The sequence below is a fragment of the Streptomyces sp. NPDC017225 genome, assembly GCF_044331465.1.
Lineage (GTDB): Bacteria > Actinomycetota > Actinomycetes > Streptomycetales > Streptomycetaceae > Streptomyces.
On sequence record NZ_JBIRNE010000009.1, the window covers coordinates 4717 to 16869 of the forward strand.

Consider the following 12153-nt stretch of genomic DNA (forward strand, 5'->3'; position numbering starts at 1 on the left):
GTTGTCTCTGACATACGCCACCCCCGCCCCCCCCTGCGCCAGCGAGGGCCACCCCCCCCCACCGTTTTGGGCGGCCCCCCCCCCCCGGGGGCCCGGGGGGGGGGGGGGGGGGGCCCCGCCCCCCCCCCCCCCCCCCGTCCGCGCCCTTCGCCTCAGCCCTCCGCGCCCCTCAACCCTCCGCGCCCCTCAACCGTCCATGCCCCTTCAGGAGCGAGGTGACGCGGTCGAGGCGCGCGGGACGAGGGACGGTGTCGCCACCGGCTGGGAGGCGACCTGGCGGCCGCCGAGGACCTCGAACAGCACCCGCGTGACCTGGGCCCCGAAGCCGTGCACGTCGTGGCTCATCGCGGACAGTGTCGGATGGGTCAGCCGGCACAGCTGGGAGTCGTCCCAGGCCAGCAGCGACAGATCGTCCGGCACCGAGATGCCCATCTCGGCGGCGACGCCGAGTCCGGCGACCGCCATGATGTCGTTGTCGTAGAGGATCGCCGTGGGCCGTTGCGGGGCCAGCAGCAGGGAGCGGGTGGCACGTGCTCCCTCGTCGCCGGAGAAGCTCGTCTCCGCGTGCGGACCGCTTTCGAGGCCGAGTTCCCCCATGGTCTGCTCGAAGGCGGTCGTCCTGATCGCGCTGTGTCCCAGGCCTCGGGGGCCACCCACGTGTGCGATGCGCCGGTGTCCCAAGGCCGCCAGATAACGCACCGCCTCGCCGACGGCGGCGGCGTCGTCGGTCCATACCGAGGGGAAGCCTCCGGTCAGGGAGGGGTGGCCGACCGCCACGGCCGGCAGGCCCAGCTTCCGCAGCGGCTCGACACGCGGGTCCTCCCGGTGGAAGTCGACCAGGATCGAGCCGCCGACCTGCCGCTCCCTCCACCAGCGCTCCTGCAGGACGATCTCCTCCTCCAGCGAGTCGACCAGGCGCAGCAGCAACGAGCAGTCCCGCTCGGCCAGCACGCTCTCGATGCCGGAGATGAACTCCATGTAGAAGGGCTCCAGGCCCAGCAGCCGGGCCGGCCGGCAGATGGCCAGCCCGACGGTGTCGACCGACTGCCGGGACAGGCTGCGGGCCGAGGAGTTCGGCGCCCAGCCCAGTTGCCGCGCCGCCGCGAAGATCCGCTCCCGGGTGGTCTCGGAGACGCCCGGTTTGTGATTGAACGCCAGGGACACGGCGCCCTTGGACACGCCCGCGACGGCGGCCACGTCCTTGATCGTGACGCGTTCGGACGGTGCGCTCACGCCGGTTCCACGCAGTACAGCGCGGCGCGCACGGTGTTGGCTCCGGCCTCGGCGGCCCCGGTGACCCGAAGACGGGCCCGTTCCCCGGGAAGGAGGGTGAGAAGTCCGCTGTCGCAGACCGCGTCCGGGCCGAGCCGGTCGGCCTGCAGGAGAAGGTCGCGTACCAGAGTGTGTGCTGTCACCACGACCTCGACACTACCCGCATCACCACCCACCGGGGACTCCACGGCCACGTCGTAACGCGGAACCGGATAGGCGAAGTCCTTGTCCGGCACGGGAACGTGCAGCGCGCGCAGGCCGCCGCAGTCGGCGACGAGGAACTCCTTGCCCGACCGCTCGTCCGGTACCAGCTCCTCGGGCACACTCCGCCGGTGCACCGACCGGGGGCCGACGGACACGTCGAGGACCAGGCTCGCCGCCTCGGTGCCGTCCGCCCGCATCCGGCGCAGTGTGACGGGCGCCTGCCACGGCTCGGCGGCCTGGTTGACGACGGCGAGCGCCGGCCCGTCGGTTCCCGGCCGAAGGGTGAGGAGGCGGTCGGCGTAGACGCGGCGCAGCTCGTGGTAGAGGGGCTTGAGCCTCCCGTCGCCGTCGATGGCGGCCCAGGAGCTGACCGGCCAGCAGTCGTTGATCTGCCAGACGATGGTGCCGGCGCACACCGGCCAGTGCGAACGCCAGTGCTCGATGCCGGCGGCGATCGCGCGGGCCTGCACGACCTGGGTGAGGTAGTGCCAGCGGTCGAAGTCGTCCTCGGGCAGGACGAAGTGGCGTTCCACGCCGCGGTTCAGCTTGCCGTTGCCGTCCTCGGCCTTCTGGTGGTGCAGCATGCCGGGCGAGTCGGGAGCGAGCTCTTCGCCGGGCAGCGCGCGCCGCAGGGTCGCCATGGCGGGGGGCGCCTGCCAGCCGAACTCCGAGACGAAGCGGGGCACCGAGTCGCGGTACTCGGCGTAGTCCCGGCGGTTCCAGACCTCCCACGAGTGGTGGGTGCCGTGCGCCGGGTCGTTGGGGTGGTGGTCCCAGGAGCCGGACCAGGGACTGCCCGCCGTGTAGGGGCGGGTGGGGTCGAGTTCGGCGACGACGCGCGGCAGCAGGTCCAGGTAGTAGCCGCCGCCCCACGAGTCGCCGGCGAGCCCGGGCTCCCAGTCCCAGTCGCGGAAGCCCCACAGGTTCTCGTTGTTGCCGTTCCACAGGACGAGACTCGGGTGCGGCATCAGCCGGACAACGTTGTCGCGTGCCTCGGCCTCCACCTCTCCGCGCAGCGGCTGCTCCTCCGGGTAGGCGGCGCAGGCGAAGAGGAAGTCCTGCCAGACCATGAGGCCGAGTTCGTCGCATGCGTCGTAGAAGGCGTCGTCCTCGTAGATCCCGCCACCCCAGATACGCACCAGGTCCACGCCCGCCTCGGCCGTCTGACGCAGCCGGGTGCGATACCGCTCCGGTGTGATCCGGGAGGGGAAGACGTCGTCGGGGATCCAGTTCACACCGCGGACGAAGACGCGTACGCCGTTGACGATGAAAGTGAACCCGGTGCCGTGCTCGTCCTCGGAGCGGTCGAGTTCCACGTTCCGGAAGCCGATGCGCCGCTGCCAGGAGTCCAGCGGCTCCGCCTTCGGCCCGTCCTCGACCAGCACCACCTCCAGGTCGTACAGCGGTTGGGCGCCATAGCCGCGTGGCCACCACAGGGAGACGTCGGGTACGTCGAGTGTCAGCACGGCCCGCGTGCCGTCGACGGCCGCGTGGGCCTCCACGCCGGCAACGGTGGCCCGGACGGCGAGAGAACGGTCCGCGCCCTGTTCCGTGCGCTCGACCTCTACGCGCACCTCGACCCGGCCGGTACCGCCCTCGACCGTCACCAGGGGACGCACGCCGGCCAGTCTCGCCGTCGACCAGCGCTCCAGCCGGACCGGACGCCAGATCCCGGCGGTCACCAGTGTCGGGCCCCAGTCCCAGCCGAAGCTGCTCGCCATCTTGCGGATGTACTGGAAGGGCTCCGGGTAGACGTTGGGGCGCTCACCCGTCAGTGCCCGTACCGACGCGGCCTCGTCGTAGGCGGAGGCGAAGTCCACCTTCAGCAGCCCGTGGTGGCCGGTGACGTCGAAACGGTGGTGGCGGTGCATGTTGCGGGTGCGCCCCAGCTCCCGCCCGTCCAGGGTGACGGTCGCGGCCGTGTCGAGTCCGTCGAAGACCAGATCGGTCCGCTCGTGGCCCTCCTCGGTGGTGTCCGTGGCCGCCACGTCCCGGACATAGGTCCAGGCACGCCGCCCGACCCACGCCACCTCCGGCTCGTTGACGCCGAGGAAGGGGTCCGGGATCAGGCCGGCCGCGAGCAGATCGGTGTGGACACAGCCGGGGACCTGGGCGGACAGCAGACTCTCGCCGTGGCGCAGACTCCAGTCCTCGGTGAGCTGGACGACTTCCCTCATGTGCGGCTCCTTAGGCGGGACGGGCCCCGTTTCATGTGCGACGCGGCCTAACCTAACCCCACATAAGTGAACCGGTCTAGCCCTCTTCTCTTGACAGGATCCACCGTCACGCCACAGTTGGCACCAGCGACAACTGGCGTGGCCATTCACCGCGGGTAACGATTAAGTATCGCGGTGATGCGCTTAGCTTTACCGGTTCAAGGACGCCTGACATAGTCGCCGACAACCACCGGAGCCCGAGCCGTAATCCTTGGAAGGAGCTGGGCACATGGGGAAGAAGACGCTGGGCGTCGCTCTGCTGACCACCGCGATGCTGACCGTCGCGGGGTGCGGCGGGGGCGGGAGCCCGAACGCCGACGAGACCGCCGCCGCGCCGGTGAACCCGGACGGCGTCTCGGGGGACATCACCGTCCTGACCAATCGCACCGACCTGATCCAGGACGGGACGATGAAGAAGTACGCCGCCGAGTTCAACAAGACCTACCCCGAGGTGAAGGTCAAGTTCGAGGGCCTCACCGACTACGAGGGTGAGGTGAAGATCCGTATGAACACGGAGGACTACGGCGACGTCCTGCTCATCCCCTCGGTGATCGCCAAGGGCGACTACCCCAAGTTCTTCGCACCGCTCGGCGAGACCTCGACGATGAAGAGCACCTACCGCTTCACCGACAAGACCGACGTCGAGGGCAAGACGTACGGCATCGCCACCTTCGGCACCGCCAACGGCTTCGTCTACAACAAGGCGCTGTGGAAGGAGGCCGGCATCACCGAATGGCCGACGACGACACAGCAGTTCATGGATGACCTGAAGGCCGTCGAGGAGAAGACGGACGCCACTCCCTACTACACCAACTTCAAGGACGGCTGGCCGCTCAGCAGCCCCTGGACCAACAGTGTCGGGTCGATCGGCTGCGACAGTCGGGCTTCGGACAAGCTGGCCGCGACGGACAAGCCCTGGGAGAAGGGCACGGAGCTGAACGTGCTCGACACCCTGCTCCACGACATCGTCCACGAGAAGCTGTCGGAGAAGGACCCGGCCACCACCAACTGGGAGAGCTCGAAGACCCAGCTGGCCAAGGGTGAGGTGGGCAGCATGATGCTCGGCTCCTGGGCGATCAACCAGATGCGGGACGCGGCCGAGAAGGCCGGCCAGAACCCCGACGACATCGGCTTCATGCCCGTGCCGGCCCAGACGGGCGGCACGTTCTGCGCGACCCTGGTCTCCGACTACCAGCAGGCCGTCAACATCCACTCCGACCACAAGAGCGCGGCCCGGGCCTGGATCGACTGGTTCACCGAGGAGTCGGGCTACGCGGCCAAGGAGGGCGCCGTCTCCGCCCTGAAGGCCGATGCCATGCCCGCCACCCTCAAGGAATACGTTGACAACGATGTCAAGATGGTGGAGCGCTCCGAGGCCAAGACCGCCGAGGTCAACGCCATCGACAACGCCTCCGAGATCGGCCTCGCCAAGCCGGACTACCGCCAGAAACTGATCGACATCGCCCGCGGCGCCGTGGACGGGTCGCTCGACGGCTACTTCGACGAACTGAACGAGCGCTGGTCCGAGGCCAGGCAGATGGCCGGCTCCTGATCCGGCTCCCAGCCGGGCCCCTCCCCGCCGACGGGAGGGGCCCCCGCCCCAGTGCCCTCAGCGGACGACGAAAGGCCCTGGCCCCGCAATGACCCGCACCGCATCCACCGCGTCACCGCCCGCTCCGGCCGCCGATCCGGGCCGGACCGGCAAGAGTCACTCCCGGCGCCGCACGCCCGGTGCCGCCACCTGGCGTGACCGGCCGTTGCGCCGTCTCACCCCGTGGCTGTTCCTTCTGGCCCCGCTCGCCCTGCTGGTCACGTTCACCTACGTGCCGGTGGGAAACATGATCTATTACAGCTTCACCGACTGGGACGGCGTCAGCCCCGACCGGAACTTCGTCGGCGGCGAGAACTACACCGAGCTGTTCACCCGGCCCGAACTGTTCAAGGTCTTCGCCGTCAGCCTCTACTACCTGGCGGCGTCCGCCGTACAGATCGTGGTCGCCCTCTACTTCGCGGCGGTCCTCAGCTTCGACCTGCGCTTCAGGAACCTGTTCAAGGGCATCCTGTTCTTCCCCTACCTGATCAACGGGGTCGCGATCGGCTTCGTCTTCCTCTACTTCTTCCAGGACGGCGGCACCCTCGACTCGGTCCTGTCCTGGTTCGGCGCCGACACCGGACACGCGTGGCTGGGCAGCCCCGAGTCCGCCAACACCTCGCTCGCGGGCGTGTCCGTGTGGCGCTACACGGGCCTGAACTTCGTCCTGTTCCTCGGCGCGATCCAGTCGATCCCCGGCGAGCTCTACGAGGCCGCCGAGCTCGACGGCGCGACCCGGTGGCAGCAGTTCCGGCACATCATCGCGCCGAGCATCCGCCCGGTGCTGAGCCTCAGCGTCATCCTGGCGATCTCCGGCTCGCTGTCCGTCTTCGAGATCCCGTACATCATGACCGGCGGCGCGACCGAGACCTCGACCTTCGTCATCCAGACGGTGAAGTTCGCCTTCCAGTTCAACAAGACCGGCCTGGCGTCCGCCTGCGCCGTGGTGCTGCTGGTCATCATCCTGCTGATCACCTGGATCCAGCGCCGCATCGTGCCCGACGAGAAGGTGGACCTCGTATGACCATCACCGCCCCCGCCCAGGACCGGCCGCGCCGGCGCCTCCGCCTCGGCACCGCGCTCACCTACCTGTCGCTGATCGTCGCCTCCCTCGTCATCCTGGTCCCACTCCTCGTGGTCTTCCTGACGTCGCTGAAGTCCTACGACGAGATCTCCGACGGACAGGGCGCCCTGTCCCTGCCGGACGACTGGCTCAACTTCTCCAACTACGCCACGGCGTTCACCGACGGCCACATGCTGACGGCCTTCGGCAACACGGCCTTCATCCTGCTGTTCTCCATCACCGGAACCGTGATCATCGGCTCCATGACGGCGTACGCCATCGACCGCTTCGACTTCCGCTTCAAGAAGCTCGTCATGGCGCTGTTCCTGATCGCCACCCTGGTGCCGGCCGTGACCACCCAGGTCGCCACCTTCCAGGTCGTCAACAGCTTCGGCCTCTTCGACACCCGCTGGGCCCCGATCCTGCTCTACATGGGCACGGACATCGTGTCGATCTACATCTTCCTGCAGTTCATCCGCGGGATTCCCAGGTCCCTCGACGAGGCGGCGCGGCTCGACGGCGCCAACTCCTTCACCATCTACCGGAAGATCATCTTTCCGCTGCTCAAGCCGGCGATCGCCACCGTGGTCATCATCAAGGGCATCACCACGTACAACGACTTCTACATCCCGTTCCTGTACATGCCCTCCGAGGAACTGGGGACCATGTCGACGGCCCTGTTCCGCTTCAAGGGACCGTTCGGCGCGCACTGGGAGAACATCTCCGCCGGAGCCATCCTCGTGATCGTGCCCACTCTGGTGATATTCCTCTTCCTCCAGCGCTACATCTACAACGGGTTCGCGCAGGGGGCCACGAAGTAGCGGGTCGCGGGTGCAGGGCGCTCCGCACCACCGAGTCCCACACCACCGACGTGCCGCGGGCAGGCGACCGCACGGTCACCTGCTCGTCCCCAGCGCCGCTCCGCCCTTACGACGGTCATCCGCGGCCGGTTCCTGGTCATGGCCGGGCTGCCCGCCGGACGCGCGGGTCGTCCTCGCGGTAGAGCACGAGGTGCTCGTGGAAGAGAACGCCGTCCCGGACATCGCCGGTGGCGGTGAAGCCGGTGTCGTCGACGTAGTCGAGGTGGCTGCCGGTGACGGTGTAGCGGCCGGTGTAGGCGCTTCGGCGATTGCCCCGGGCCTCGTCGTAGCGGCCGTTCGGCAGCAGTTCCTGACGGATGCCGCCGTCCTCGGTCACCCACATCCCGACGTACGCGTGCGGCACGCTCGGCATGTCGGTGCCGGTCATGTCGTTGTTGGTCATGTCGTTGTTGGTCGTCTCGTCGTTGGTCATGGCTCCACCCTCGGTCCCGCGGCGGGAGACAACCAGGCCGCCGTCTCCCCGGGTGAGGGCTTCCTGGGCGCCGCGCACCCACCGGGACATGTCCTGCGAAGCGGGTGCGCGCCGGGTCGGAGTCGGCGAGACGCCGTGCGCCCCCCGTGCGGGTGCGGCCTGGTCGTCCACGACCGGCCCACGTATGCCGATGGCGCCTCTCCTTGCCTGGCTCACGCAGAGACCGTCGCCTGCGCCACATCTTCCCAGGGACGGGTCGGGTCGTACCAAGCCGGGCCGCCCACTCACGGGAAGCGAGTACGCGGCTCAGGGCAGTGGCACGCCGGCCCTCCCCCGCCGGCTACGCGGGGCGCCCTGCGCGGCGGTCTCCACGGGCACCGTGGGGTCTTTCCGGCGTCGAGGCTCCCGAGCAGTCGACGCATGGTGGCCGGCGTCGCCCTCGACGCCTCGGCGACGTCGTCCAGGATGGAGTTGGTGCCCGTACCACCCTCGCCGGGGCACTGAGATCGGCGCACTGAGATCGGCGCCCTGAGCCACAGACGTCCGTGAGGCGTCGGGCCCGTCCGTGCCGGGGAGAACCGGGAGTACGGTGCGGGCCCGGCTGTCTCACGGCATCGACCGGGGGCCGGGCCGGTCGAGCCGTGGCTCATCGGCTCACGTCGCCGTGGTCGGTGTTCGGTGTCGGATCGCCCGGGACGTCACCAACGGGCCTTCCCGGGCCGCCGTTCGGCCCGGCCCCTTCCGACCACGCCGGCCGGCCCAGTCCTGGGCACCGTACCGACGTCCTATGTCCTGCGGCCCGAGGCCTGTTGCGAAAATGGCTCTCGCCTGTGAGAGCGCTCGTGGGCGTCCAGGCGCTCCAGGTCATTGCTCCTCCGGTAGTCGTGCGCCCGCTGGTTCTGGCCAGCGGACAGCGCCAAGGAGCACAGCGATCCCGCAACAAACCCATCACTGCTATTCAAGTTTGACTAGGATGCCGGTATGGAGGAGAAGACGATCCCGATCCTGCCCTGCCGGACCATCCAGCCCGTTCTCGACTTCTACACCGTCCTCGGATTCAAGGTGACCTTCCATCAGAAGAGCCCCAACCCGTACGCAGTCGTGGAGCGCGGCGGCATTCAGCTCCACTTCTTCGGGATGAAGCAGTACGAGCCGGCCGAGTCATACAGCACGTGCTACGTCCATACCGATGATGTCGATGAGCTGCACGAGGTCTTCCGTGCCAGGCTCAAGGCGGCGTACGGGAGGATCCCGACCCGCGGGCTGCCGCGAATCGGGCCGCTGAAGGACACGTCGCACGGCGTGCGGCAGTTCCTTGTGACCGACCCGGGCGGCAACTGCCTCCGAATTGGGCAGCGGACGAGTCAGGACCAGCACCACCGGCCCGCACCCGAGGAAACCTTCTCCCGAGCCCTCCATCACGCATCTCTGCTCGCGGACTCGAAGGAGGATCCCGAGGGTGCCGCGAAGATCATCGATCGGGTGCTACGCATCGAGGGCGAGCGGCCCACGCCCGTGCAGTTGCTTCGCCTCCTCGTACTGCGTGCGGATGTCGCCGGGCGCCTCGGTGACGAAGAGACCGCGAGGTCCGCGCTCGCCGAGGCCGCCGCGGTCCATCTCACTGCCCAGGAGCGGGAGTCGGTCCCTGACGACCTCGATCGCCTCGAGGAGCTGAGGGGGTGAGGCTGCTTCGAAAGTGCTGGTCACAGCCACTCGTTGACGGCCGCCACGAGGACGGTCGCCTCGTGGCGGACCGCGAGCTTCTCGTACCTGGCGGACACGGCTCGGTGCCTCCCGAGACGGTTGATGCCGCACTCGACTGCGTGGCGCTCGCGGTAGTCGATTCCCGTCCCGCTGCCATCGGCGGAACAGGTGGATTCAGGTCCTTCCGGGCCGCCCACGCCGATCGGAGCTCGCACCACCAGGAGATCGACGCATGAGCGTGCGCTCCGGGCTCGGCGGGTACGTCCTGCTTCTGCCCAGGACTCGCGCCTCCTTCGACAAGCCGGCCGTACGGCGGGGCATGGACCGCGTCACCGGCATCGACCTGATCGGATTCGGACTGAAGGTCGGCACGACCCGGCCCTGAGGGTCCGCGGTGATGCTTGCGAAACCGGCCACGAGCGGTCCCCCGCCGCCCTGGGCCGCCCGACCATCGCGTCCACGAGGGAAGGACAGCACGATGATGAACGACGACGACCCCGTACTCGACGATCCGGTAGGCCAGTCGCTCGGCGGCCGGCACGGGTGTCTCGCCCGACGGCTCGGCCGGGCCGCCACCTATCACGCGGACGTGGCGACCTTCTCCGCCGTGCCCACCGCCCCGGACGCGGCGGACTGGGCCGATCTTGCCGCGTTGCTCGGTCCGGGCGCCTTCGCCGACATGTTCAACTGTCCCGCCGCCCCGCCGCCGGACTGGGAGCCGGTCTTCAGTCTCGAGGGGCGTCAGATGATCTGGCCCGGAGGTGGCCGTCCCGACCGACCGGACTCCGAGCCCGGCACCGGCGTGGTCGAACTGGGCGCGGACAGCGTGCCCGAGATGCTCGACCTCGTCGCGCGGACCCGGCCGGGTCCCTTCTGGCCGCGCACCCGCGAACTCGGCACCTACCTGGGCGTCCGGGTCGACGGCACTCTGGTGGCGATGGCCGGAGAACGCCTGCGCCCTCCGGGATGGACCGAGATCAGCGCCGTCTGCACCGCTGACGAGGCACGCGGACAAGGCCACGCCGCCCGCCTCGTCAGCGCGCTCGCCGCCCGCGCCGTGGCGCGCGGCGAACGTCCCTTCCTGCATGTCGCCGAGACGAACACCGGCGCGATCGCGCTGTACGAACGCCTCGGCTTCAAGACCCGTGGACAGGTGACCTTCCGAGGCTTTCGCACCCCCTGACGGACCGCTCTGACGGACCGCTCTGACGGACCGCCCTGACGGCCTTCCCTGACGGCCTGCCCCGACGGTCCGCCCGGAACGGTCCGCCCGGAGCGGTCCGCCGACTGCGGGCCGGTTCGCGTCACCGGCCCAGGACTTCTCCGGCCCCGCGGGAGCGGTTGCCGGGGCGCGTCCGGGCGGACGGGCGGTCCGTGACCCCCTTGCACGTTCTGTGCCACACACCTTAAGTTACCGACAGGTAGCCCTCCGCGGGGCGACCTCGTCGTCGGAGGGATGGTGGGCGGGTGAGCCCGCGCAGAGGCAAGAGACGTGACCGGATGATCCTCAGCGCCACTGCGCTGCCGCGTGAGTACGGGGCGAGCGCGAGGAGCGCCGACCGGGTCCTCGGGTGGCCGTGGAGACCAACGACGACGCTCCCCGGCCGGCCCGTTCCGCCGCTGCCGTCTTCGCCCGCCGGCAGGAGGCCCTCGCGGCCCTCCTCCCGCGGCACGGCCTGACCGAGGAACGCAACCGCAAACTCGGTGGCCTCGTCATCGCCGCGGTCGAAGTCGCTGTGATCATGCGCCGCGCCGAGCAGAGCACCGCCCCGATCGAAGCAGCCGCCGAGATCCACGACCTGCTCCTCCACGGCTCGCGCGACCGCCCCGGAGCAGCACCACGGCTCCGGTCGCAGTCCCCGGTCACTTCGCCCAGTCAGCTCAGCTCGAAGGAGTAGCCATGCCCACGCTCGACCGTCACGACAACGTCTTCGTCCTCGACCTCGGAGACGGTGAGAACCGCTTCCACCCCGACTGGCTCACCGCCGTCGGCGCCGCGCTCGACGAGGTGGAGAAGGCGGAAGGCCCCCGCGCTCTCGTCACCGCCGCCACCGGCAAGTTCTACTCCAACGGACTCGACCTGGACTGGCTGTTCGCCCACGCCGACCAGCACCAGGACTACGTCGTCTCCGTCCACGAACTGTTCGCGCGGACGCTGTCGCTGCCGGTCGTCACCGTGGCCGCGCTGCAGGGCCACACCTTCGCCGCCGGAGCGATGCTCTCCCTCGCCCACGACTTCCGCGTCATGCGCGCCGACCGCGGCTACTGGTGCCTGCCCGAAGCGGACATCAACATCCCCTTCACCCCCGGCATGGCCGCCCTCATCCAGTCCCGGCTGGCCCCGCAGAGCGCGCACGAGGCCATGCTCACCGCCCGCCGCTACGGCGGGACCGACGCCGCGACCGCCGGCATCGTCGACCGGGCGGTCAGCGAGGACGCCGTGCGCTCCACCGCGATCGAGATCGCCCAGACGCAGGTGAACAAGGCCGGCGACACCCTCGGCACCATCAAGGCCCGCATGTACGCCCCGGCCCTGGCCACCCTGCGCGACACCACCAACCCGCTCGGCTGACCAGGACCTCACCGACCGCACCGCCCGCGCTCCGCTCTCCTCGCACCGGGGCGCGGGCTGTCCCGGCTGCCCACCGAGAGCGCCGTCAACACGCGATCCGCCCGCGCGGCGCACGGTGTCGGCAGCGCGTCCTGCGGCTGCCGACCGGCCCGGCACGAGCGGTGCATGATCGCTGGGCGGGGGCGTGTTATAGTTGAAATGGCGACAACAAGTTCGCACGGAGATGTCGAGGAGGTGA

At 69.6% G+C, this 12153-nt stretch carries 12 protein-coding genes; 8 read left to right on the forward strand and 4 right to left on the reverse strand.

The window, feature by feature from the left end; genetic code table 11:
* Positions 1 to 204: 204 nt before the first annotated feature.
* Together ACH4NX_RS20255 and ACH4NX_RS20260 are read right to left on the reverse strand one after the other, a co-directional pair.
* Positions 205 to 1233, reverse strand: a complete 1029-nt coding sequence (locus ACH4NX_RS20255; protein WP_398128104.1) for a LacI family DNA-binding transcriptional regulator — start codon at positions 1231 to 1233, stop codon at positions 205 to 207.
* Positions 1230 to 3653 (reverse strand): glycoside hydrolase family 2 protein, encoded by a 2424-nt coding sequence (locus ACH4NX_RS20260; RefSeq protein ID WP_398128105.1) that lies wholly within the window; start codon positions 3651 to 3653, stop codon positions 1230 to 1232. Before ACH4NX_RS20260 ends, ACH4NX_RS20255 begins: the two co-directional genes overlap by 4 nt.
* A gap of 268 nt (positions 3654 to 3921) precedes the next feature.
* Between ACH4NX_RS20260 and ACH4NX_RS20265 the strand changes: the two genes are divergently transcribed.
* From ACH4NX_RS20265 to ACH4NX_RS20275, 3 genes are all read left to right on the forward strand, one after another.
* Complete coding sequence (locus ACH4NX_RS20265) at positions 3922 to 5244, forward strand: ABC transporter substrate-binding protein (RefSeq protein WP_398128106.1); 1323 nt, start codon at positions 3922 to 3924, stop codon at positions 5242 to 5244.
* A gap of 88 nt (positions 5245 to 5332) precedes the next feature.
* The gene (locus tag ACH4NX_RS20270) at positions 5333 to 6307 is read left to right on the forward strand and encodes a sugar ABC transporter permease (RefSeq protein ID WP_351392947.1); all 975 of its coding nucleotides are present in this window, start codon (positions 5333 to 5335) and stop codon (positions 6305 to 6307) included.
* The gene (locus ACH4NX_RS20275; protein WP_351392944.1) at positions 6304 to 7167 is read left to right on the forward strand and encodes a carbohydrate ABC transporter permease; all 864 of its coding nucleotides are present in this window, start codon (positions 6304 to 6306) and stop codon (positions 7165 to 7167) included. Before ACH4NX_RS20270 ends, ACH4NX_RS20275 begins: the two co-directional genes overlap by 4 nt.
* Before the next feature lie 136 nt (positions 7168 to 7303).
* Here the strand turns inward: ACH4NX_RS20275 and ACH4NX_RS20280 are convergent, their stop codons facing one another.
* On the reverse strand, positions 7304 to 7594 hold the full coding sequence (locus ACH4NX_RS20280; protein WP_398128338.1) for an Atu4866 domain-containing protein: 291 nt from the start codon (positions 7592 to 7594) through the stop codon (positions 7304 to 7306).
* Positions 7595 to 8620: 1026 nt separating this feature from the next.
* Here ACH4NX_RS20280 and ACH4NX_RS20285 point away from each other — a divergent pair.
* A complete protein-coding gene (locus ACH4NX_RS20285; protein WP_351392941.1) occupies positions 8621 to 9322 on the forward strand; it encodes a VOC family protein in 702 nt (233 codons plus the stop codon).
* Positions 9323 to 9342: 20 nt separating this feature from the next.
* On the opposite strand, the gene ACH4NX_RS20290 is transcribed toward ACH4NX_RS20285, so the two are convergent.
* Positions 9343 to 9561, reverse strand: coding sequence for a hypothetical protein (locus ACH4NX_RS20290; protein WP_398128107.1), 219 nt, complete (start codon positions 9559 to 9561; stop codon positions 9343 to 9345).
* Between the two features lie 14 nt (positions 9562 to 9575).
* Between ACH4NX_RS20290 and ACH4NX_RS20295 the strand changes: the two genes are divergently transcribed.
* The 4 genes from ACH4NX_RS20295 (at position 9576) to ACH4NX_RS20310 (ending at position 11915) form a co-directional block, all read left to right on the forward strand.
* Positions 9576 to 9728, forward strand: a complete 153-nt coding sequence (locus ACH4NX_RS20295; RefSeq protein WP_351392936.1) for a hypothetical protein — start codon at positions 9576 to 9578, stop codon at positions 9726 to 9728.
* Between the two features lie 96 nt (positions 9729 to 9824).
* A complete protein-coding gene (locus ACH4NX_RS20300) occupies positions 9825 to 10526 on the forward strand; it encodes a GNAT family N-acetyltransferase (RefSeq protein WP_398128339.1) in 702 nt (233 codons plus the stop codon).
* A gap of 394 nt (positions 10527 to 10920) precedes the next feature.
* Complete coding sequence (locus ACH4NX_RS20305; protein WP_398128108.1) at positions 10921 to 11241, forward strand: hypothetical protein; 321 nt, start codon at positions 10921 to 10923, stop codon at positions 11239 to 11241.
* A 2-nt stretch (positions 11242 to 11243) separates the two neighbouring features.
* Positions 11244 to 11915 carry an enoyl-CoA hydratase-related protein gene (locus ACH4NX_RS20310; protein WP_351392931.1) on the forward strand — a complete coding sequence of 224 codons (672 nt, stop codon included), beginning with the start codon at positions 11244 to 11246 and terminating at the stop codon, positions 11913 to 11915.
* Positions 11916 to 12153 lie beyond the last annotated feature (238 nt).

What these genes read in the sequence shown, in the direction of transcription:
- ACH4NX_RS20260 (WP_398128105.1), bottom strand. Translation starts at nt 3,653, where the DNA reads ATGAGGGAAGTCGTCCAGCTCACCGAGGACTGGAGTCTGCGCCACGGC.
- ACH4NX_RS20265 (WP_398128106.1), top strand. Translation starts at nt 3,922, where the DNA reads ATGGGGAAGAAGACGCTGGGCGTCGCTCTGCTGACCACCGCGATGCTG.
- ACH4NX_RS20270 (WP_351392947.1), top strand. Translation starts at nt 5,333, where the DNA reads ATGACCCGCACCGCATCCACCGCGTCACCGCCCGCTCCGGCCGCCGAT.
- ACH4NX_RS20275 (WP_351392944.1), top strand. Translation starts at nt 6,304, where the DNA reads ATGACCATCACCGCCCCCGCCCAGGACCGGCCGCGCCGGCGCCTCCGC.
- ACH4NX_RS20280 (WP_398128338.1), bottom strand. Translation starts at nt 7,594, where the DNA reads ATGACCGGCACCGACATGCCGAGCGTGCCGCACGCGTACGTCGGGATG.
- ACH4NX_RS20285 (WP_351392941.1), top strand. Translation starts at nt 8,621, where the DNA reads ATGGAGGAGAAGACGATCCCGATCCTGCCCTGCCGGACCATCCAGCCC.
- ACH4NX_RS20295 (WP_351392936.1), top strand. Translation starts at nt 9,576, where the DNA reads ATGAGCGTGCGCTCCGGGCTCGGCGGGTACGTCCTGCTTCTGCCCAGG.
- ACH4NX_RS20300 (WP_398128339.1), top strand. Translation starts at nt 9,825, where the DNA reads ATGAACGACGACGACCCCGTACTCGACGATCCGGTAGGCCAGTCGCTC.
- ACH4NX_RS20310 (WP_351392931.1), top strand. Translation starts at nt 11,244, where the DNA reads ATGCCCACGCTCGACCGTCACGACAACGTCTTCGTCCTCGACCTCGGA.